Genomic DNA, 20,948 nt, shown 5'->3' with positions numbered 1-20,948 from the left:
ATTAGATATTACATTTCTATTTCAACTCGAACTCGCTAAGCACGATTTTTTGTTTTAGCTCGCTGAACGTTTGATCTGACTTAGTCAGTGTACGGAAGGTATATTTATCCCCGTATGTGGAAAGTACCTTTTCCATCTCATTTTCTCCGATCAGGAAATAACCTTTGGCGGGTGTTTCTTTATCGAAGTCATGGAAGATATTTCCCATATAGAAGTTTAACCCGTACAGATTCCGATAAATCCGAAGGTTATTTACGACATATACATTCTTTTTATTCAATGGATATTCTTTCAGGATACGTTCAGCGAAAACACGGCAAGAATCCCCTTCACGAATACCTCTCATAATGACACCATCAATTAATAAATTAACCGAGAATGTCAAGGCTATCGTAGCGTAGAGAATCTTGATATTTATTTTCTTGAACATCTGGTAATAGACCGTTCCTAATATCAATAGATTTATGAAGATAATACAGATCGTAAGCGTACTGGGGTGAACTAATACTTTTGATACCATTTGTACCATGTCCAAGGTCGATGCGTTTTGTGTATATTGACCGACGATACCAACAGGATCAATAATACCGAATACCGTAAGCAAGATCGCTATCATGACGACACTTACTAGGGAAGCTAAAAAGGCAGCGAATACCCGAGTTACTTTCGTACGGTATTCTGTAATATATAAGGCATACTGAGCCAAGAACAAGGCAATGAACGGATAAGCCGGCATTAAATATACGCTTCGTTTACTGGAAGGTATCGAATAGAAGAAAAGGATGCAGACTAAAGCAACCAAACTAAATAAACGAACTTTTTCCATGGAGCGGATACGTTTCCACGTATTCTTTAAGATCTCTTTAATAGATTGCTCAGGCTTGCTAAGTTTCAGCCCGAATAAAGAGAAGAAAAAGAAAATAGTCCAAGGTATAAAGCCTGCCGCCAACGTCATGAAATTGTACCAAACACCATTCTCATGCCCCAGATCATAGGAAATTTCAGGAGTGTTTAGGTGTAAGAAACGAGCGAAATTCTCCGCTAATACGACATTAAGGAACTCATCTCCACCCTGCTTCCATGCAGCGGTATACCACAACATCGGTAGGAATAAAGAGGAAATTCCCGCATATAATAAAGTCTTGAATATGGTGAGATAACTGTATTGACCTAACATTAATAGATAAATGCCGAATACGAATAGGGGCAATACTACGCCTACCGGTCCTTTGGTCAGAACGGCGCATCCTAATAATAAAGGTATGAATATGGGAAGTCCTTTCAGCTCTAATTTATCTTCCCATCGATATAGCTGGAAAAGCCCTATGACGATGAAAGTAGTGAGCAACATATCCACCCGAGTCGTCATGGCCGCCCGATGTATCTCTACGCAGGTGACCAATAGGAGGGTCGCTATGAATGCCTCCTGAAACTTTACGATTCGTTTACCGAAAAAGACCAATACGAACCCGATCAAGGTAATAAAGGCTAAAGCCGATGGCAAGCGGGAAGTGAACTCGGAAACATATCCCTGTGGATAGGAGAAAGCAGCCATTAACCAATGCGCCATCGGTGGCTTAAAAGCGAACTCGTTCGCGTAAGATTGTGGCAAGACCCAATTACCTGTCTCGAGCATGGAGATCGCTACGGCCGCTTCCCGAGGTTCCCCTTTGGTGGAAAAGTCGCCGAGGCCAATCCAAGGTAACACAGATATAATACAGATTACTACCATCATGGTTACCGGCTTTTGCAAGTAAAGATATTGAAGTGTAGGTGTACGCATATGACAATTAATATATAGGGCTTTGGCCCATTAATGTTATAAAACAGTTTGCAAAAGAACAATTTTTTATGGACTTTCCCCGCATTTTTAGAAACTTTTTATGTGCCCAATGAATGTTTGATAGCCTTTCGTATCGCTTCCGCATCCTCCTTGTTTTCCTTTAATATGGAGAGAATCAGGTTTAAATAACTCTCTTTGTTACTGATACCGCAGATCGCGCATAGGCGGCTCTGTGGTAACATCCCTTTTTGATTATAAACACGGAGGATGCTTTTGTAGTTCTCCGTTTCTATATAAGACTCGAACTCTTCTTTTATGTTTTTGTATATTTCTTCCGCATGGATGTTCAGACGGATACTCTCTACATGTTCGGTTAATTGCTCCACCGTCGTTATCTTGCGATCAACGGTAGTCTCCAGTTTTTTACGGACTTGATGTTTGGCATGAAGGATTACTTGCGAATCCAGTTCTTTTTGGAAAAGACGTACTACATTTTCTTTCACTTGCTTGAAAACATCGTCCGGATCTTTCATCAACCGTTTGGCGACCGTCTTGATCACATCCTCTATCATCAATAGGTTCTCCACTTCCGCTACGTCCGGTACATAAATATGTTGTTCCCGTAGATAGTTTATTTCTCCTTGCGTACGCCTATCACGATCTACGATACCTTTGCTATCTAATGTATGGAAGTCTTTCAGTTGGCCGAACGCTTTGGTTGTCTCGATTACTTTTTGGCAACCACCCATCGGTTTCACCAAATAATCGGGGAATATGAAGGGGTAAAGCTTGCTGTCGATACTGTTCGTGTCGGTCCCTTCGATAAACAAGATCGGTTTCCGGCTGCCAAGTATTTCCATATATACTTCTTCCGGGAAACTTTCATTACTCTCGATCAACTCGTAATCCCATACGGAATGATCCGCATCGTAAGAACGAATCCAGATCCGTTTGCTGTCGGAGCGGGAGGTGGCGAAATCAATGTCATGTGTGAGATAAACAAACGTACAGTCCGGACGTATCGCCTCAATCTCGTCCCAAAGCTGGTTCTTTATGGAGTTGTGGAGAAGGGTTTCCGGCTCTTCGATCACGAGCAAGGCGTTCGGGCATGCGCATAATGCGGCCCCAATCAAGTAGAACACCAGTTTCTCGCTATCGCTCATGCGTCCGGCGGTGTAGGAATTTGAATCACGCCCCGTGGATACAAGCTCGATAAATCCCGACTTTCGTATCAGACGATTATGCGGAAACATCTTTTCCCAGATCGCTTGTATAATATCTATCTTGGTGATCGGAGGATCTACTTCGTTATTAGTCTTGCAGGCTTCCTTGAAATTGACTGCCGCCTCGAACTCCTCGCTCTGGAGTTGCAAAATCAGTTTCTCGTATTCAGAAATACGTGGCATGAACAGTCGTTCTTTGATCATAGACTGTAAACGTGCGAATTCATTGGAGGCCGATAATTTAGATTCGTCATCGCTGATGAATAAGGCATGTATACCGGATATTCTTTTCGCTTGACCCGCATATCTCTCCAATAAATCTCTGCCAAAAGAGCTTTTTCCCGCACCGTTCGCTCCGATCACGACTAATATCTTCGTGTCTAGCATGATGGGATGTGTCACATTAACTTTCGTTGGGAGTGTTAGTTCCATACATGTTATTGATTAGGTTTTCAAAGATAAGCTTTTTCTTTGAAAGTTCGCACGAGACCTGAAAAATAAAGTGCCTTTCCCGAAACATCCTTAAAGACGGGAAAGGCGCTTTTATTAAAACCTTAGCAGAGTTTTTTCTTATTTGCTCTTCTCCAAGATAACGCGAGCGAGGCGAGCTTGTATTTGCATTAATGTATTAACATCCTCGTTCTCGAAATTGATGTCAGCTACTTTTAAACTTCTTTTGGAGACTACCGGAGCCGATTTAGCAGCCATTAATTCTTGTACTAATTCATCTACTTGCTCTTTGATTTTCTCTGCCTTTTTTGAATAATCTACTGTACGTGCCATAGTTCTTTTGATATTTTATTTTATGAATACTATCGCAAAGATAATTACATTTTTATAATACACATAATAAAACGTAAATATTCTGTGCTATTTTTACGAAAAAGTCCGAGCTGCAATATTTTCGCAGCCCGGACTAGGTAATTATCGAGATGAATGTGTGTTATGCTTTTGTCGTATTCGTCTCGGATACGTCATTTTTTACTTCCCAATGGAACGGTTCGAATTCAGTGTTCGGATCTACCCAAGATGCTTTCTTAGACGCATAGATAATAAACGGTGCCGCAACGACAACAATTACACCGATGAAGAGAACGGCGAACCAAACCGTATTATTTCCTGTAGAAATCTGGCTAGGAGGAATGAAACTTAATACGAACGCTAATAAGGAACCACAGAATCCTAAACCTCCGATCAACCACATCAAGCCATTGCCACCTTTTCCGATACGGAAAGGACGACCTGCCTTTTTCATCTTATAACGTAATGCGATCGCTCCGGAGAACATCAACATATACATTATTAAATATAAGATCACCGTAAGCTGTGATAAGATCTGATAAAAGCTTTGTACGGATGGCATTACCACGAATAATAAGCTAAGAAGTGTAACAGCCGCTCCTTGGATATAAAGGATGTTTTTCTGTACGCCGATCTTATTGGTCTTCTGGAAGAACGGGGGCAGATAACCTGCTTTACCAACTGCGAATATACCTTTGGAAGGACCAGCGACCCATGTCAATACTCCTGCTAATACGCCAAATGCCAAAGCGATAGCGATAATTGGGGATAACCATGAGGCATGAATGTACTTGAAGTAATTGTCGAATCCCACTAATAAACTTTGCGTAAGATTGATGTCTTTCTCTGGGATAATAATACCCAACGCAAAAGTTCCTAGTACGAAGATTACAACGGTGATCAAGGCACCGATAAATACAGCTTTCGGATAGTTTTTAGAAGGATTGTCAACGTCTTTCACGTGAATACCGCCCATTTCCATACCTGCGTAAAAAAGGAAGATACTTGCGGCTAAGACTAAGTTGTCGAATTTACTGAAGTCGGGGAAGAAGTTACTGTGGAAATCCATATTGGAATGCCCGCCAGTCGCTAGATATACGATACCTAAAATGATGAGTAACGCCGCCGGGATGATAGTACCTACCATACCTCCAATTTTCGCTACTTTTCCAACCCAACTCAATCCCTTTAGTGAGATAAATGTAGCCAGCCAATAAATAATTAACACGATCGCTAACGTGTAGTATTTGTTATTCGCCAGCAGCATATCTTCGGGATGATCCATACCGATGAAGGCGATGGATACGGCTCCAAAAGTTAATACTGTCGGATACCAGATCGTACTTTCAATCCATTGAACCCAGATAGCCAGAAAGCCTAGACGTTTTCCATAGGCCTCACCTACCCAACGGAATACACCACCTTGTTTGTCTTGGAACATTGCCGCTAATTCCGCTGCCACCAAAGAGGTCGGGATTAAGAATACGATTGCCGCGAATAAGTAATAGAAAGCCGAGCTTAGTCCGTATACGGCTTCTGCTGGCAGTCCGCGTAAAGATACTACTGCCGTCACGTTCATGATTGCTAGGGTAAACACACCTAGCTTTACTGTCTTGTTGATATTTGCCATAGATTTATGTTTTAAAAATGAGAATTACTTCTCTCGTTTAAGTCTGAGTTTATAACAGCGAATCAAAGAAGATGTTTTGTTTTTGCTACGTAAAACTTGGTTAATTAACACATTTCGCTGTTTAAACAAATGGTATATGAGGTTTGTTGTCATAAACCAAAATGAAAAGGATTATAATTAAATAAATAGTAACGCTTATGAAAATGGCCGTATTTGATTTCGCATTGAGAAAGAAGGGGGTATATGGTGTGTTACATATCATTATACTATTGTTGTCGCTGTTCTTGGTTATCAGTATCTCCATCGATACATTTAAGAATATTCCCTTTTACACGCAAACTTCTTATAAGAAGATTCAATTATGGATCTGTTTGTTTTTTCTTTTCGATTTTGTTTTGGAACTTTTCCTATCGAAAGATAAATTACGTTATTTGCGAACGCACTTTATTTTCTTGCTCGTAGCGATCCCTTACCAAAATATAATAGAATATTATCATATTATCACCTCACCCGAGCTTAGTTATTTCTTACGTTTCGTTCCTTTGGTACGGGGCGGGTATGCGTTGGCGATCGTGGTGGGATGGTTATCGTATAATAAGGCATCCGGCTTGTTTGTTTCTTACTTGACGATGTTGTTGGCCACGGTTTATTTCTCAAGTCTTATATTTTTTGTCTTGGAGCATAAGGTGAACCCGTTGGTGGCTAATTATGGGGACGCTCTATGGTGGGCGTTTATGGATGTGACGACGGTTGGCTCTAACATATCCGCTATTACGGTTACGGGACGAGTCCTCTCAGTCGTATTGGCTGCTTTGGGCATGATGATGTTTCCAATATTTACGGTATATGTGACAAGCCTTGTCCAAAAAAGTAACGAGGAGAAAAAGAGGTTTTATGAGAACATACAGGCTCCTTCTCCCCAGCCAGAGGTGAAGGATAAATAGAAACCCTGGTTCCTTACGGTGGATACTGCGAGGTCTTCCCGTAGGGAACAAACAGGCTGGAGGAAGTGGCTGAGATTACACTATGATTTGCTGGAAAGTTTGATTGGCTTCTGTTTTTTTCGTATCTTTACGGCCCCTAAAACCAGATAGGTAAAAGATGATAAAAGATAAGCAGGCATTGGAAGGCGGGCGCATATCCATACTTGGCGCACGTGTTCATAATCTGAAGAATATAGATGTAGAGATTCCGAGGAATAAGTTGACGGTGATTACCGGCATGAGTGGTAGCGGCAAGTCATCATTGGCGTTCGATACGATTTTCGCTGAGGGACAAAGGCGGTATGTGGAGACATTCTCGGCTTACGCCCGGAATTTCTTAGGGAATATGGAGAGACCCGATGTGGATAAGATAACGGGTCTGAGTCCGGTTATCTCCATTGAGCAAAAGACAACCAATAAGAATCCTCGTTCCACCGTCGGTACGACTACCGAGATCTATGACTTTTTCCGTTTGCTTTACGCTAGGGCGGGAGAGGCCTATTCCTATTTGAGCGGGGAGAAGATGGTGAAATATACCGAGGATCAAGTCTTACGGCTGATCTTGGATGAGTACAACGGGAAAAAAACGTATCTCTTGGCTCCGTTGGTCCGTAATCGTAAGGGGCACTATAAGGAACTTTTCGAGCAGATACGTAAAAAAGGATATCTGAACGTCCGTGTCGATGGCGAGTTGAAAGAGATCTTCCATGGGATGAAGCTGGATCGTTATAAGATGCACAGCATCGAGGTGGTGATCGATAAGATGATTGTCTCCGAGGCAGACGAGCGTCGTTTGAAAGAGAGCTTGAAGATCGCCATGAAGCAAGGCGATGGCCTTGTGCTGATACTGGATGCCGAGACTAACGAGGTTCGCCATTATAGTCGTCGCTTGATGGACCCGGTGACTGGATTGTCTTACAGTGAGCCGGCTCCGCATAATTTCTCGTTCAACTCCCCTCAAGGAGCGTGTCCGAAATGTAAAGGCTTAGGACAGGTCAATTTGTTGGATATGGACAAGATCGTTCCCGATCCATCCTTAAGTATATATAGCGGTGGCATCGTCGCTTTGGGTAAATATAAGAATTCGTTGATATTCTGGCAGATCGAGGCGCTTTGCCAAAAGCATGGCGTGACGATCAAGACGCCTATACGGGATATTCCCGAGGAGGCGATGGACGAGATCATGAATGGTACAGACGAGCGGTTGCAGATCAAGAATGACTCGTTAGGATCGTCTAACTATTTCTTGTCGTATGAGGGAGTCGCCAAGTATATCTTGATGCAACAGGAGAGCGAGGCATCCGCCTCGGCGCAGAAATGGGCGGGACAATTCATCAAGATGGCCACTTGTCCGGAATGTAACGGCTGGCGGTTGAATAAGGAGGCGTTGAGCTACCGGATAGCGGGAAAGAATATCGCCGAGTTGTCGGCCATGGATATCTCGGAATTATACGAGTGGCTGGAGGGTATTGAGGAGAAGCTGGACCCGAAACAGCTTCGGATCGCTACGGAGATATTGAAGGAGATACGCTCCCGCCTGCGCTTCTTGCTGGATGTGGGATTGGATTATCTTTCCATGAACCGGGGTTCCGCTACCTTGTCCGGTGGCGAGAGCCAGCGTATCCGTCTGGCTACCCAGATCGGAAGCCAATTGGTGAACGTACTTTATATATTGGATGAGCCGAGTATCGGTTTGCACCAGCGGGACAACGTCCGTTTGATTAATTCCCTGAAACAATTGCGTGATACGGGAAACTCCGTGATCGTCGTGGAGCATGATAAGGATATGATGCTGAGTGCCGATTACGTGGTGGATATGGGGCCTAAAGCGGGCCGTCTGGGGGGTGAGGTCGTTTTTGAGGGAACGCCCAAGGAGATGCTGCGTGTAGATACCTTGACCTCTTCCTATCTGAATGGAAACACGGAGATAGCCGTTCCTGCCGAGCGTCGGAAAGGCAACGGGCAATTTATTACGATCGAGGGAGCCAGCGGCAATAACCTGAAGCATGTGGACGTGTCTTTCCCCTTGGGTACTCTTATTTGCGTCACGGGTGTGTCGGGTAGCGGAAAGTCTACCTTGATAAACCGCACGCTGCAACCGATCTTGAGCCAGCATTTCTATCGCTCGCTGGAAGACCCCTTGGCATACGACGCCATCGAGGGAATCGAGCATGTCGATAAGATCGTGAATGTGGATCAATCTCCGATCGGTCGTTCCCCCCGGAGCAACCCAGCTACCTATACGGGGGTATTCTCGGATATCCGGAATCTGTTCGTGGAACTTCCGGAATCGAAGGTGAGAGGGTATAAACCGGGACGTTTCTCTTTTAACGTATCGGGCGGACGGTGCGAGACCTGTAAGGGAAATGGCTATAAGACGATCGAGATGAATTTCCTACCGGACGTGCTGGTGCCTTGCGAGGATTGTCACGGCAAGCGATATAACCGGGAAACCCTAGAGGTTCGTTTTCGTGGGAAATCAATTGCGGATATCTTGGATATGACGATTAATATGGCAGTGGAGTTCTTCGAGAATATCCCGACTATCTTATCCAAGATCAAGGTCCTGCAAGATGTAGGTCTGGGATATATCAAGTTGGGGCAACCCTCTACTACCTTATCCGGTGGCGAGAGCCAACGTGTCAAGCTGGCTACCGAGCTGGCGAAGCGGGATACGGGAAAGACGCTTTATGTATTGGATGAACCTACCACCGGTCTGCACTTCGAGGATATCCGGGTCTTGCTGGGGGTATTGAACAAGTTGGTGGATAAAGGCAACACGATCATCGTTATCGAACATAACCTCGATGTTATCAAAAGCGCCGATTACTTGATCGATATGGGCCCCGAGGGCGGTCGCCGTGGAGGTAATGTCCTTTTCACAGGGACTCCGGAGGCTTTAGCGAAGAGTGGTGTCGGGTTTACGGCTCCGTTCTTGAAAGAAGAGTTAGATATAGCAAATAAGAAAAAATGAAGAATCCTATACAAATGATCAAGCAGTGCGTGGAGAAGGAGGAACCTTACTTCGTGCTGAGAGGGCAGGACGTATGTGCGTTGGCTGCCATAGAGACCTATTATGAGGAGGTGAGGAATAAGGTGAAAGATCCTTATTTCATCGAGGAGATCGAAGAGATCATGAAAGATTTCCGGGCGTACCGGGAGGAAGTGTCTAACACTAAAATACCGGATTGATTTATGGCAGACGACAGTTACAAGACCATCAAGCAAGTAGCCGAGGGATATTATACCGAGAAGCGCAGCCGCTTTATCTCGTATGCTATCCCCGTGCGTACGGTAGAAGAGGTGAAGGAGCAACTGGAGAAATACCGTAAACAATATTATGATGCCCGCCATGTATGCTGGGCGTATATGTTAGGTCCAGAGCGGCAGACGTTCCGGGCCAACGATGACGGGGAGCCTTCTTCCACGGCCGGGAAACCGATCCTCGGACAGATCAACTCGAATGAGCTGACCGATTTATTGATTGTCGTAGTACGTTACTTTGGTGGAATCGAGTTAGGAACCAGCGGGCTGATCGTCGCTTATCGCACGGCCGCCGCCGAGGCTATCTCCGCCGCAGAGATCGAGGAACGTACGGTAGACGAGGACATCACGGTCGTTTTCGAATACCCATACCTGAACGGGATCATGCGTATCGTAAAAGAGGATAACCCCGCTATCATCTCACAGAAGTTCGAGATGGATTGCGAGATGACGCTTCGTATCCGTAAAGGAGAGGCTGAACGCCTCAAAAATCGTTTGTTAAAGGTTGAGACCGCTTATCTAAAAGAGTAGCAAGCGATCAACTAATTCAATTTTCAATTGTTTTTTGTAGAGACAAGGCTCATGAGGAACCCTGCCCCTGCATTTTATTGTGTAAATATTAATATAGTTTTATCTGAATGAAAAAAGTTCTTTTATTCTCTCTTTTTCTAGTGTTGGGTTTGGTCGTGTCGCAAATGCTTCCCGCTATGGTGGGGGAACAGTATTCGCTGGTAAAGACGATCTCTAATACATTTTTGTTTATTTGCCTTGCGTTTATCATGATTAATGTGGGGCGTGAGTTCGAGATTGATAAGACCCGGTGGAAGTCTTATACCGAAGATTATTTCATAGCGATGGCTACGGCTGCGTTTCCGTGGATATTCGTGGCTTTATATTATATGTTTGTCTTGCTTCCGGGCGATTTATGGGGAAGTTGGGACGCTTGGAAGGAGAACCTGTTGCTAAGCCGGTTCGCCGCGCCTACCTCGGCGGGTATCTTGTTTACGATGTTGGCCGCCGCCGGGCTAAAAGCCTCTTGGGTATATAAGAAAGTACAGGTATTGGCGATCTTCGACGACTTGGATACGATCCTGTTGATGATCCCGTTGCAAATCATGATGATCGGCTTGCGCTGGCAATTGGGAGTCATTATTCTGGTTGTGGTATTGCTCTTGATCCTGGGCTGGAAGAAAATGGGATATTATAATGTACGTCAAGACTGGAAAGCCATCTTGTTCTATGCCGTCGTGACGTTTGGTATCACGCAAGTGATTTATCTGGTATCGAAACATATGTACGGGGAGGAGGCTAGCATCCATATCGAGGTACTTTTACCTGCGTTTGTCGTAGGTATGATCATGCGGCATAAGCATATCGATACCAAGATCGAGCACCAAGTGTCCGATTTTATCTCTTATCTCTTTATGTTCCTTGTCGGAGTGAGCATGCCGGTGTTTATGGGCGTGGATTTCGCTCAGCAAGCGGCGGAAGTAACTACGGTGACAGGTTCCCAGCCGATGATGTCATGGTCGATGATCGCTTTACACGTCGTAATCGTCTCATTCTTATCCAATATCGGTAAACTATTTCCTTTGTTTTTCTACCGTGACCGGATGAAACGGGAGCGTTTGGCGCTGTCTATCGGTATGTTTACCCGTGGAGAGGTAGGAGCCGGCGTTATTTTCATAGCCTTGGGGTATGGATTAGGTGGCCCTATGTTGATAATTTCTGTGTTAACTATTGTGTTTAATTTAATTTTAACTGGTATCTTTGTCATCTGGGTAGAGAAACTCACACGCAGCGCTTATAACCTGGAGCAAGCAGGAAAAGCCAAAGCTGTCAATTAATAGAAAAAACACTTGAAGGTATTTCAAGATGATATCCCGTTTCCCTCTTGGGAGGGAAAGGGAATAGTCATAGTACGATCAATTGTTGAAGACCTTCATCTAACTTATTATTTATGGACCGTACGATTAATGTTATCCTTAAACCGTTGCGTCGCTTCGCTATACAGAAGCCGAACGCCAGTCTTTTACTATTTGCCGCCACCATCATCGCTATGGTCTTGGCCAATTCGCCTTGGGCACATAAGTATCATTTATTATTAGCTTTTCCAATCGATCTGCAAGCCGGGCAGTTTAACTTCTTCGCGCATCATGGCGAGACCATGTCTATGCTGGCTTTCGTGAACGACGCCCTTATGGCGGTTTTCTTTTTCGTGATCGGTCTGGAGATCAAGCAAGAGGTATTGATCGGTGAGTTGAGTTCCGTGCGGAAGGCGCTATTGCCTATTATCGCCGCCTGTGGTGGAATGATCGTGCCGGTCTTATTTTATATGTTAGTATGTAATACGCCTCCCGAGGTAAACGGGGCGGCTATTCCGATGGCTACGGATATCGCTTTCGCCTTGGCCGTATTGGGCTTGTTGGGGAAGCGGGTGCCGTTGAGCATGCGTATCTTCTTGACCGCCTTGGCTGTGGTGGATGATATTGGAGGTATCATAATTATCGCCCTGTTTTATAGCGGGCATATCGCTTTCGAGCCTTTGTTGATATCCCTGATAGTCCTCGCTTTGTTGTATGTGGGAGGAAAGTTCCGGGTACACAACCGATTGTTTTTCTATATCGGTGGCTTTATCGTTTGGCTGCTATTTCTGGAGTCAGGAATCCATCCGACAATCGCCGGCGTGTTGATCGCCTTTACGGTTCCAGCCCGTCCGGTTGTTAAGCTAGATGATTTCACGTGTGATATGACCGGGTATTTGAATATGCTGGACTATACCGAGGTTCGTCAGTCCCGTAAAGCGGAAGTACTTACACCTACACAAATTCAGGTATTGAATAACATCCATACGTTGGCGGATAAAACGATCAGTCCGTTGCAGACCATCGCTGATAAGTTGCATCCTTTGGTAAACTATGTGATACTTCCTTTATTCGCTTTCGTGAATGCCGGTGTGACATTCGGGGATATCCAACCCCAGACATTAGTTAATGTTCCGTTGGCGGTGTTCGTGGGCCTATTTGTAGGAAAGACATTAGGTATATTCTCTTTCTCTTACTTGTTCGCGTGTACGCCATTTGCCTCCATGCCTACAGGCATGAGCAAGCGTAATTTATTTGGAGTATCCATGTTGGGAGGAATCGGTTTCACGGTCGCTTTGTTTATAGCGAATCTTTCCTTTGACGGCAGTACGGCGGCGGGTGCCGATCTCTTGAATCAGGCGAAGCTGGGTGTATTCACGGGATCGTTTATATCCGGTCTTTGCGGTTATCTGGTATTGAAATGGGTTTTACCTAAAGAAAAAGTGGAAACGATCTAAATAAAAAGGCAGTCCGGCAAGGACTGCCTTTTACATTATATTATGCCGTAACTAAAGTTTCGTGAGATCTTGTTGCCATGTAATATATGATTTGATAATTGAGCACGCCTTCTTAAACCTCTTTGGATTTGTTGAATAGCGAGCCGATCCATAATAACAAAATAGCTCCGACCGTAGAGGTTATCAAGCTCCCTAAGATACCACCGGCCGATATGCCTAGTAAGCTGAATACCCAGCCACCCAATACACCTCCAATAATACCTAGGATCAAATTAACAATGACCCCGAAACCTCCTCCACGCATAATCTTACCAGCCAGATAGCCGGCAACGATACCGATGATAATAGACCAAATAAATCCCATAACGAATAGTTTTATATTTTATTTAAAAGTTCTGATGCTTTGTATTTAAACACATCCGAAAAGTCTTTGGTTGCGTTTTGTACCTCTTTTTAACGAATCATTCCAAAAGATCTAGCGAATCTATGAAGGATTCATAGACGGGATGGTTCAATTGAAAGACAATCGCTTCGAAAGGACGGAGCGTGATATCTTTTTGAGGCGCCATATGACTTCGGTCCCCGTAATTGTCCAATAGGACGTGTGCGTTACTCATATCTATCCCCGGAGTGGAGATTGCCGCCTTGGGGGAGAAATTGAGCATAATCAGATAAGTGTCGGCCCCAGTCTTGCGTAAGAAGGTATAGGATTGGGGATTCTCCGCATCCAGCAAATGATAACTGCCATAAATCAAACTCGGATTCTCCTTACGGAAACTGACTACTTTCTTAAAATAATTAAGTATGGAGGTCGGATCTTTTTCTTCGTCCGCTACGTTTATCCAAGTATAATCCGGATTTACCTTTAACCAAGGGGTTCCTGCCGTAAATCCCGCTTCCGGCGAGCGATCCCATTGGAAAGGAGTGCGGGCGTTGTCTCGTCCGGTCTCTTTCTGTTCGTCCAATACCGCCTGCGGATCTTTACCCTCTGCTTTCGCTTTCTTATAGCGGTTGATCGTATCGATATCGTTATAATCCTCGATACGGTCGAACCGAATGTTACGCATACCTATCTCGTCCCCGGCGAACCAATAAGGCGTTCCTCTCATCGTAAGCAGAAAAGTAATAAGCATCTTGGCGGACAAGGCCCTGAACTCATCCTTATCGCTACCAAAGCGACTGACCATACGGGGCTGGTCATGATTACCCAAGTAGATCGAGGGCCAACCCTTATCTACCGCCTTATCCCATTCCGTAAACATCTTCTTTAGGGCGATCAAGCTATAGTCTATACCGGATTCCGGATTGTCCGGTAGGGTTGTATTCCGGATGCGGGCGGCGTTGAAATGATAAAGCATATTCAACTCTTCCCGGGCCGGATCGACAAATTTAGCGACATCATCTACCATCACGGCCGAACCTTCTCCAACACTCATACAATCGTATTTGCTTAATACCTGCCGATTCATCTCGTGAAGATAGAGGTGTAGGCGAGGCTCTTTGGCATAGAAAGAAAAGATATCCGGATATTTCTTGGAATCTATGAGAGGGAATGAGGGATCTTTGGCGATAAGAGAGATAGAATCCATGCGAAAACCGTCTATCCCTTTATCGAACCAGAAGCGCATCATATCGAAAATCTCTTGGCGTACCTCCGGGTTCTCCCAATTTAAGTCGGGTTGTTTCCGGGAGAAATAATGCAGGTAATACGAGTCGGTTGGCTTGTTATACGTCCAAGCGTTGCCTTCCTCGTCGAAATAGCTGAGGCGCAAGGGAGGCTCACCTTTCTCGGCCGGCCACCAATGGTAATAATTATAATAGGGATTATGTCTGGATTTACGGGCTTCCTCGAACCAAGGATGCTCGTCGCTGGTATGGTTTACTACCAAGTCCAGTACCAGTCGCATCTCCCGTTTATGAATCTCTTTCAGGAGGCGGTCGAAATCTTCCATCGTACCGAATTCTCTCATGATTTCCCGATAGTCGCTGATGTCGTAACCATTATCATCGTTGGGAGAGAGAAAGATCGGGTTTAACCAGATGATATCCACACCCAAGCTTTGTATATAATCCAAGCGGGAGGTGATACCGTTTAAGTCACCGATTCCGTCGCCATCGCTGTCTTGAAAGCTACGGGGATAGATTTGGTATATAATCGCTTCTTTCCACCAAGTCTTTTGAATGTCCTCTTGACCGGACGTACTCTCTGTAACATGCTTTGAATCCATCTTATTATTCTTTAGTTTTTTACTATAACAAAAGGATGTGGTGGTTAGTTTCAGCAACTTATGACGCTTGGGAAGTGTTGTTTTATCAACAAATAGAAGAAACATATGGAAAATGGAGTAATGATGCAGTATTTCGAATGGAATCTGCCGAACGATGGAATGCTGTGGAAACGGCTGAAGGATGACGCCTCGCATTTACATGAGATCGGGATCAGCGCCGTATGGATCCCACCCGCTTACAAAGGCCATGAGCAAGCGGACGAGGGGTATGGAACCTATGATCTATATGATTTGGGGGAGTTCGACCAAAAAGGGACCATACGCACCAAGTATGGAACTAAACAGGAACTTCAAGAAATGATCGAGGAACTTCACCGGAACCAGATTGGCGTATATCTGGATGCCGTGATGAACCATAAGGCGGGAGCCGATTATACCGAGTGGTTTATGGCGCAAGAGGTAGATCCTGGGCAACGGGAAAACGCTACCAGCGAACCCCATGAGATAGAGGGCTGGACCGGCTTCGACTTCCCGGGGCGTGGCAATATGTATTCTAATTTTAAATGGCATTGGTTTCATTTCTCCGGGACGGACTATGATGTATCCCGCAAGAAGGAAGGTATATTCCAGATTCTGGGAGAGGGAAAACATTGGAGTGAGGGAGTCGATGATGAGAATGGAAATTACGACTATCTCATGTTCGCCGATCTGGATTTCGATAACCCTGAAGTCGTGCGTGAGATGCAGGAATGGGGGATCTGGGTATCGAACGAACTAAACTTGGACGGTATGCGACTCGATGCGATCAAGCATATGAACGACCAGTTTATCAAGCATTTTCTGGAGGCGGTGAGAGCGGATCGGGGAGAGGGCTTCTACGCTGTCGGGGAATATTGGAAAAACGATACCGAATCGTTGGAGGCTTACCTGTCGCAAGTAGAATATAACGTGGATTTGTTTGACGTAGCCTTACATTATAACTTGAATGAGGCTTCCGAGAAAGGTCGTGACTATGATTTACGCGATCTATTAAAAGGGACCTTGGTCGAGATATGCCCGGATCAAGCCGTCACCTTCGTGGATAACCATGATTCCCAGAAAAACAGTTCTTTGGAGTCGCAGGTGAAGGATTGGTTCAAACCTTCCGCCTACGGTTTGATCCTGTTGATGAAGAAAGGGTATCCGTGTATCTTTTATGGGGATTATTATGGCGTAAAAGGGAAGAAATCTCCCCATCGTAAGGTATTGGATATGCTATTGCGTGCCCGGAAAGAATATGCGTACGGGGAAGAGGTGGATTATTTTGATCATCCGAACACGATTGGCTTCGTACGCTTGGGAGATTCGGGACATGCTGATTCGGGCTTGGCGGTGGTTATCTCGAACGGGGAAGATGGAGAGAAAACAATGTCTGTGGGGGAGAACCGGAAAGGCGAGGTATGGCATGAGATCACAGGCTCGGTAAAAGATACCGTGACGATTGATGAGGAAGGGAAAGGCTGTTTCCTTGTCAAGGGAGGCAAATTGGCTGTTTGGGTCAAGGTCAAGGCTTAACGGATGCTTTACTTGACCTCGAATTGTATTTTCTTCTGGTTCCCCTCGTTGTCGATGAGGGTAAGGAGATGTTTTCCTTGGCTCACGGAGCAACTGATCTGGTGATTCTCGGTGGTCTCTCCCAGATAGCTTTCGTCCAGATGCCAGTAAATCGTAGCGTCACGGCGGGCGTGGGCGGCCTTGAAGATAAATTTCTCGGACTTTCCGGAGAAGCCTTTCGGAAGGTAGAGAATGGCGTTATGCTCGGGATAGATCAGTTCGATCTGGCGGTTCAAGTCTTGCCCGCAGCCGGGTTTTACCGGAGGGAGCGGGATATAATCGATGTGATAGTTGCGGTAGTAATACTCCTGCGCGGGAGGAAGCACGAACCACGGGCGGCTGATCATCCGGTCGACAGACTCGCAGGAACTATTGACCCTGTACCGTCCGTCCGCCGATAGATGCACGAGCTTATGGTAGGGGCAAATCCCCGTGTTATTGCCGGACAGCGGCATGTATAAGGTGTCCGTTTGCTCGCAGTAGGGCGAGGCTTTATGTCCGCTGTTCCGGCAGATCGCCATGGGAAGCGTCTCATCATAGGGTAGGTCGAACCATTCGCCACCGGGCAATAGGGAAAAGAGATCGAAAAGGACCGGGGCGGCGTTGCCGACACCCGTAAGTCCCGGACGGCCCTCGCCGGAAGCGTTACCTGCCCATACGCCGACAACGTAGCGGGGGGTCGTGCCGATCGCCCAAGCGTCTCGTCCCCCGTAACTCGTCCCGGTCTTCCATGCGATCCGTTTCATCGACTCGAATTGTTGCCAGTCGGCTTCTTCCTCGGGACGGTTAAGGGCGGACATCGCCTCGAACGTGTACCACAGGGCCGCGGAGGAAAGGAGAGCCTTATCGGTGAGCCGGCTATCGGTAAGGGAACGGATGGGTTCCTTCCTCTCCGCCGGAAAGGGAGTCAGCGGATGGATGTCCGCCGGATTATAGCGTCCGTTGTAAGTACGGTAATGTTTAAGCACACGAGACATGGAGGCATACATACCGGAAAGATCCCATAAGGTTCCCTCGGCCCCTCCCAAGATCAAGGAGGCCCCGTAATGTTCCTCGGAGAAACGTAAGGTAGTCATTCCCCACGATTTCAGTAAAGACATAAAGCGTCCGGTATTATACTGGGAGAGCATACGTACCAAGGGCACGTTCAAGGAGCGCTCTATGGCTACATGGGCCGGTACCGCCCCGTAGAATGTCTTGTTGTAATTATGGGGGGAGAAGCCGTTTATATTCAAGGGCACGTCCGATACCAGCATGGAGGGGAGCAACAGCCCGTCGTGCAGCATACCGGCATACAGGAAGGGCTTGAGGATGCTTCCCGTGCTGCGGGGCGAGGTGATGATATCCACTTGGTTCCCCCGCCGCTCGTCGGCCGGATAGGTAGCGTTTCCGGCGTAGGCCAATACCTCCCCGGTCTCCACGTCCGCTACGATCGCCGCCAGATTATGGATATGGTTGGAACTGTATTCACGGGCATAACGGTTTACGAGGGCCTGTGTCTGCCGTTGCAGGGCTTGGCGGACGGAGGTTTGGATGCGTTGCCCCGGTTGTTCCGTGGCCAGTCTTTCCAACAGGTGCGGGGCATCATTAGGTAAAGGGAGAGGGGCTTCGGGAAGTGGCTCCATGCAGGCCAGCTCGTATTCGGTTTCCTCCAATACGCCTTTCTTCTGAAGGGAAGCCAACAGGCGATCCCGCTTCTCCTTCAGTTGTTTCCGGTTTCTCCCGGGGTGGATCAAGGCGGGGGAGTTGGGAAGAACCGCGAGCGTGGCGCTCTCGGCCCACGATAGCTCGGAGGCGCTTCGCCCGAAATAACGCCATGCGGCGGTCTCCAGCCCGATTACGTTTCCCCCGAAGGGAGCGTGCGAGGCATAGAGGTTCAGTATCTCTTGTTTGCTATGGGTGGTTTCCAGAAAGAGCGCCCAGCACATCTCGATCGTTTTCTCGTAGAAGGTCCGGTCTTGGTTCCCTCTCGCTATGCGTGCCAATTGCATGGTCAAGGTACTTCCTCCGCTCACCACACGCCCCGCTTTCCCGTTCAAGCGGATCGCCCGGAAGATGGCGGCGGGGTCTATACCGGGATGGTAAAAGAACCGTTTATCCTCATACGTGAGCAAGCAATCCACGAATTTATCAGGCAAGCTATCCGCCGCCGGGAAACGCCATTGCCCGTCCGGTGCGATACGTGCGCCTAAAAGCTCGCCCTCGGCCGAATATAATAAGGTAGAGCAGGGGGCGGGAAATAATTGCCGGGGCACGATGCCATACAGGATACACCACGCCGCCACGCCGATCCCCAAGAGGGATGCGAGGAGGCGCCATGGCACTCGTCCCGGCCTCGGTAATAGCGACTTGGATAGATGGCTGAGGCATCTGCCAGTACTCCGTAGGAAGTACTGTAGTACTGTGAGCAAAGTACTGCGGTACTCCTTACGAAGTACTGCGGTACTGTCCGGCTGAGTATTGCGGTACTTTATAAGGAGTACTGCCTCAATCATACCAATTGACACTCTCCTCATAATGATCGAACCTTAGCTCTTCCGTCACTCCGACCCTTCGCAAGGCGTTTAGCACGATCCTTTGCTCTTTAGGTGAGAGTGGAAATTCGCCCCTTCGCCGCTCGAAGTAGGGGTTACGTCCGAAATGGGACATGAGTATCGACATGAATTGCTGGTATTGCGCCGGGAACATCCGGCTCTGCATCCCGGTGAAGCCCCGTGCGTAGGTGACGGGAGCGGAGTCTCGGAAGTAGGGGCAAGCCTCATCCTGGGTACAGAGGGTGGGGTTCAGCAGCCGTAATACGATTGCCGGTTGTTCGATGAGCGGTTGGTAGGCGATCTGGTGCAGGCACTTTCCGGCCCGAGGGCAATCTTGTTGCTGGCAGACGGCGTAGTCGATGGGGATTTCCTTGTGTAGTTTCTTGGGCATGATCTTGTTATTTTATGTATTATCGGGATTGAAATCTGTCGGGAACAAGGTCTCGCTATCGAAACGGTCAAAATCCGATTGGAAGAGACGGTCTTGAATGACCCGATACTTCTCGAACTCGGCTTCTGCGAAAGCTTTGGCTAATTCGGCTGTCACCTTGCCGGCGTTGGTCAATAAGTCATTACCTCCGGCTTCGAGTATCAGGTCGATACGTTTTGCCCAGTCTTCCATGGTCATGGGTATATGTCGTTTAGCCATGCGCTCTGCCATATCCAGAACTGCGTTGACTAAATGTCCCATGTCGTCCAACTCCATCTCGTTAAGGTAGTTCTTGGCAATGGCCACATCTGTTTTTACGATCTTCCCTTTAGGCGCATTTTCCCATGTGGTCAGTCCCATATGTTCTTTTTCCGAGTTGGCTCGGTTCACGATTAACTCGGCGGCGGTATGACCGTGTACGGCATAATGTATCTTATTTTGTACCTTTTGGAAAAAGAGGCGGGTGGTTGGTGCGTCACGATTATAGTCAATAGCGGTAGCATAGATATCGGTCAACTTTTGGTAAAAGTGACGCTCGCTTAACCGTATCTCCCGTATCTCGGCTAGTAGATGTTCAAAATAATCTTCACCGATGAAAGAGCCGTTCTCCATACGCTTCTTGTCTATCACATAACCACGGATAGCGAATTGACGGATGACCGATGTGCACCATTGGCGAAATTGTGTAGCACGAACGCTGTTTACACGATAACCGACAGAAATGATCGCATCAAGGTTATAAAACAATGTTTTTCGGGATACTTGCCGTCCGCCCTCGATTTGAACTACCGAGAAAAACTCGGTAGTTGAATCTTTCCGTAATTCACCGGATGTAAAGATGTTCTTTAGGTGTAATCCGATATTGTCTGTAGAGCAGTCAAACAGGGTAGACATCGCTTTCTGCGTGCACCAGATGGTTTCGTTATGATACATTACCTGTATGCCATCTTCCTTGCCTTCTAGCATGAAGATAAGGAATTCCGCCGTGCTATTTCGAATTTCGAATTTCTTCGCCATATACTTTTCTTTCCTCTTGTTTAGCGACTCCTGTACTTCTTTGGTGGCATACTGGTCGCTCCATATTTAAGACAAATGTACGAAAATTATCAGTTTGTCTGAAAGTATAGGAGAGAAATCCTTCTATTTATGTACATTTG

Annotated in this window: 16 protein-coding genes; 7 read left to right on the top strand and 9 right to left on the bottom strand. The window is 46.5% G+C overall.

The window, feature by feature from the left end:
- Nucleotides 1-16: 16 nt before the first annotated feature.
- From DWX33_RS13995 to gadC, 4 genes are all read right to left on the bottom strand, one after another.
- Nucleotides 17-1,783, bottom strand: coding sequence for a glycosyltransferase family 39 protein (locus tag DWX33_RS13995; RefSeq protein ID WP_008772290.1), 1,767 nt, complete (start codon nucleotides 1,781-1,783; stop codon nucleotides 17-19).
- A 98-nt stretch (nucleotides 1,784-1,881) separates the two neighbouring features.
- Nucleotides 1,882-3,438: a DUF4435 domain-containing protein gene (locus DWX33_RS13990; RefSeq protein ID WP_005862693.1), complete on the bottom strand. Its 1,557-nt coding sequence runs from the start codon at nucleotides 3,436-3,438 to the stop codon at nucleotides 1,882-1,884.
- Between the two features lie 138 nt (nucleotides 3,439-3,576).
- The gene (locus tag DWX33_RS13985) at nucleotides 3,577-3,789 is read right to left on the bottom strand and encodes a hypothetical protein (RefSeq protein WP_005857296.1); all 213 of its coding nucleotides are present in this window, start codon (nucleotides 3,787-3,789) and stop codon (nucleotides 3,577-3,579) included.
- Nucleotides 3,790-3,949: 160 nt separating this feature from the next.
- Nucleotides 3,950-5,437 carry a putative glutamine/gamma-aminobutyrate antiporter GadC gene (gene gadC / locus DWX33_RS13980; protein WP_005857294.1) on the bottom strand — a complete coding sequence of 496 codons (1,488 nt, stop codon included), beginning with the start codon at nucleotides 5,435-5,437 and terminating at the stop codon, nucleotides 3,950-3,952.
- Between the two features lie 197 nt (nucleotides 5,438-5,634).
- Between gadC and DWX33_RS13975 the strand changes: the two genes are divergently transcribed.
- The 6 genes from DWX33_RS13975 to nhaA all read left to right on the top strand — a co-directional run bounded on the left by DWX33_RS13975 (nucleotide 5,635) and on the right by nhaA (nucleotide 13,006).
- The gene (locus DWX33_RS13975; protein WP_005862690.1) at nucleotides 5,635-6,381 is read left to right on the top strand and encodes a potassium channel family protein; all 747 of its coding nucleotides are present in this window, start codon (nucleotides 5,635-5,637) and stop codon (nucleotides 6,379-6,381) included.
- A gap of 157 nt (nucleotides 6,382-6,538) precedes the next feature.
- Complete coding sequence (gene uvrA / locus DWX33_RS13970) at nucleotides 6,539-9,394, top strand: excinuclease ABC subunit UvrA (protein ID WP_122380572.1); 2,856 nt, start codon at nucleotides 6,539-6,541, stop codon at nucleotides 9,392-9,394.
- A complete protein-coding gene (locus DWX33_RS13965; RefSeq protein ID WP_005857287.1) occupies nucleotides 9,391-9,612 on the top strand; it encodes a hypothetical protein in 222 nt (73 codons plus the stop codon). The genes uvrA and DWX33_RS13965 overlap by 4 nt, the downstream gene beginning before the upstream one ends.
- A gap of 3 nt (nucleotides 9,613-9,615) precedes the next feature.
- Complete coding sequence (locus tag DWX33_RS13960) at nucleotides 9,616-10,215, top strand: YigZ family protein (RefSeq protein ID WP_005862686.1); 600 nt, start codon at nucleotides 9,616-9,618, stop codon at nucleotides 10,213-10,215.
- 107 nt (nucleotides 10,216-10,322) lie between these two features.
- Nucleotides 10,323-11,531: a cation:proton antiporter gene (locus DWX33_RS13955; protein WP_036611485.1), complete on the top strand. Its 1,209-nt coding sequence runs from the start codon at nucleotides 10,323-10,325 to the stop codon at nucleotides 11,529-11,531.
- A gap of 113 nt (nucleotides 11,532-11,644) precedes the next feature.
- Nucleotides 11,645-13,006: a Na+/H+ antiporter NhaA gene (nhaA, locus tag DWX33_RS13950; protein WP_005862682.1), complete on the top strand. Its 1,362-nt coding sequence runs from the start codon at nucleotides 11,645-11,647 to the stop codon at nucleotides 13,004-13,006.
- Between the two features lie 112 nt (nucleotides 13,007-13,118).
- Here nhaA and DWX33_RS13945 read toward each other — a convergent pair whose 3' ends face one another.
- On the bottom strand, nucleotides 13,119-13,370 hold the full coding sequence (locus tag DWX33_RS13945; RefSeq protein ID WP_005857281.1) for a GlsB/YeaQ/YmgE family stress response membrane protein: 252 nt from the start codon (nucleotides 13,368-13,370) through the stop codon (nucleotides 13,119-13,121).
- A gap of 97 nt (nucleotides 13,371-13,467) precedes the next feature.
- Nucleotides 13,468-15,234 (bottom strand): alpha-glucosidase, encoded by a 1,767-nt coding sequence (locus DWX33_RS13940; protein WP_122380571.1) that lies wholly within the window; start codon nucleotides 15,232-15,234, stop codon nucleotides 13,468-13,470.
- A 105-nt stretch (nucleotides 15,235-15,339) separates the two neighbouring features.
- Here DWX33_RS13940 and DWX33_RS13935 point away from each other — a divergent pair, with 105 nt between their 5' ends.
- Complete coding sequence (locus DWX33_RS13935) at nucleotides 15,340-16,788, top strand: alpha-amylase (RefSeq protein ID WP_122380570.1); 1,449 nt, start codon at nucleotides 15,340-15,342, stop codon at nucleotides 16,786-16,788.
- An 8-nt stretch (nucleotides 16,789-16,796) separates the two neighbouring features.
- On the opposite strand, the gene pbpC is transcribed toward DWX33_RS13935, so the two are convergent.
- The 3 genes from pbpC to DWX33_RS13920 are packed head-to-tail and all read right to left on the bottom strand — an operon-like array spanning nucleotide 16,797 to nucleotide 20,808.
- Nucleotides 16,797-19,343 carry a penicillin-binding protein 1C gene (pbpC, locus tag DWX33_RS13930; RefSeq protein WP_122380569.1) on the bottom strand — a complete coding sequence of 849 codons (2,547 nt, stop codon included), beginning with the start codon at nucleotides 19,341-19,343 and terminating at the stop codon, nucleotides 16,797-16,799.
- The gene (locus tag DWX33_RS13925; RefSeq protein ID WP_122380568.1) at nucleotides 19,315-19,752 is read right to left on the bottom strand and encodes a DUF6078 family protein; all 438 of its coding nucleotides are present in this window, start codon (nucleotides 19,750-19,752) and stop codon (nucleotides 19,315-19,317) included. The genes pbpC and DWX33_RS13925 overlap by 29 nt, the downstream gene beginning before the upstream one ends.
- A 12-nt stretch (nucleotides 19,753-19,764) precedes the next feature.
- On the bottom strand, nucleotides 19,765-20,808 hold the full coding sequence (locus DWX33_RS13920) for a virulence RhuM family protein (protein WP_009017314.1): 1,044 nt from the start codon (nucleotides 20,806-20,808) through the stop codon (nucleotides 19,765-19,767).
- Nucleotides 20,809-20,948 lie beyond the last annotated feature (140 nt).

Source organism: Parabacteroides sp. AF19-14, assembly GCF_003635485.1.
Lineage (GTDB): Bacteria > Bacteroidota > Bacteroidia > Bacteroidales > Tannerellaceae > Parabacteroides > Parabacteroides distasonis.
This window is presented reverse-complemented; position numbering and strand designations above follow the sequence as displayed.

Bases quoted from the DNA above. Each gene is read 5' to 3' on its own strand.
- DWX33_RS13945 (WP_005857281.1), bottom strand. From the start codon at position 13,370: ATGGGATTTATTTGGTCTATTATCATCGGTATCGTTGCCGGCTATCTG.
- DWX33_RS13955 (WP_036611485.1), top strand. From the start codon at position 10,323: ATGAAAAAAGTTCTTTTATTCTCTCTTTTTCTAGTGTTGGGTTTGGTC.
- uvrA (WP_122380572.1), top strand. From the start codon at position 6,539: ATGATAAAAGATAAGCAGGCATTGGAAGGCGGGCGCATATCCATACTT.
- DWX33_RS13995 (WP_008772290.1), bottom strand. From the start codon at position 1,783: ATGCGTACACCTACACTTCAATATCTTTACTTGCAAAAGCCGGTAACC.
- DWX33_RS13990 (WP_005862693.1), bottom strand. From the start codon at position 3,438: ATGGAACTAACACTCCCAACGAAAGTTAATGTGACACATCCCATCATG.
- nhaA (WP_005862682.1), top strand. From the start codon at position 11,645: ATGGACCGTACGATTAATGTTATCCTTAAACCGTTGCGTCGCTTCGCT.
- DWX33_RS13920 (WP_009017314.1), bottom strand. From the start codon at position 20,808: ATGGCGAAGAAATTCGAAATTCGAAATAGCACGGCGGAATTCCTTATC.
- DWX33_RS13965 (WP_005857287.1), top strand. From the start codon at position 9,391: ATGAAGAATCCTATACAAATGATCAAGCAGTGCGTGGAGAAGGAGGAA.
- DWX33_RS13975 (WP_005862690.1), top strand. From the start codon at position 5,635: ATGAAAATGGCCGTATTTGATTTCGCATTGAGAAAGAAGGGGGTATAT.
- pbpC (WP_122380569.1), bottom strand. From the start codon at position 19,343: ATGAGGAGAGTGTCAATTGGTATGATTGAGGCAGTACTCCTTATAAAG.
- DWX33_RS13935 (WP_122380570.1), top strand. From the start codon at position 15,340: ATGGAAAATGGAGTAATGATGCAGTATTTCGAATGGAATCTGCCGAAC.
- DWX33_RS13925 (WP_122380568.1), bottom strand. From the start codon at position 19,752: ATGCCCAAGAAACTACACAAGGAAATCCCCATCGACTACGCCGTCTGC.
- DWX33_RS13940 (WP_122380571.1), bottom strand. From the start codon at position 15,234: ATGGATTCAAAGCATGTTACAGAGAGTACGTCCGGTCAAGAGGACATT.
- DWX33_RS13985 (WP_005857296.1), bottom strand. From the start codon at position 3,789: ATGGCACGTACAGTAGATTATTCAAAAAAGGCAGAGAAAATCAAAGAG.
- DWX33_RS13960 (WP_005862686.1), top strand. From the start codon at position 9,616: ATGGCAGACGACAGTTACAAGACCATCAAGCAAGTAGCCGAGGGATAT.
- gadC (WP_005857294.1), bottom strand. From the start codon at position 5,437: ATGGCAAATATCAACAAGACAGTAAAGCTAGGTGTGTTTACCCTAGCA.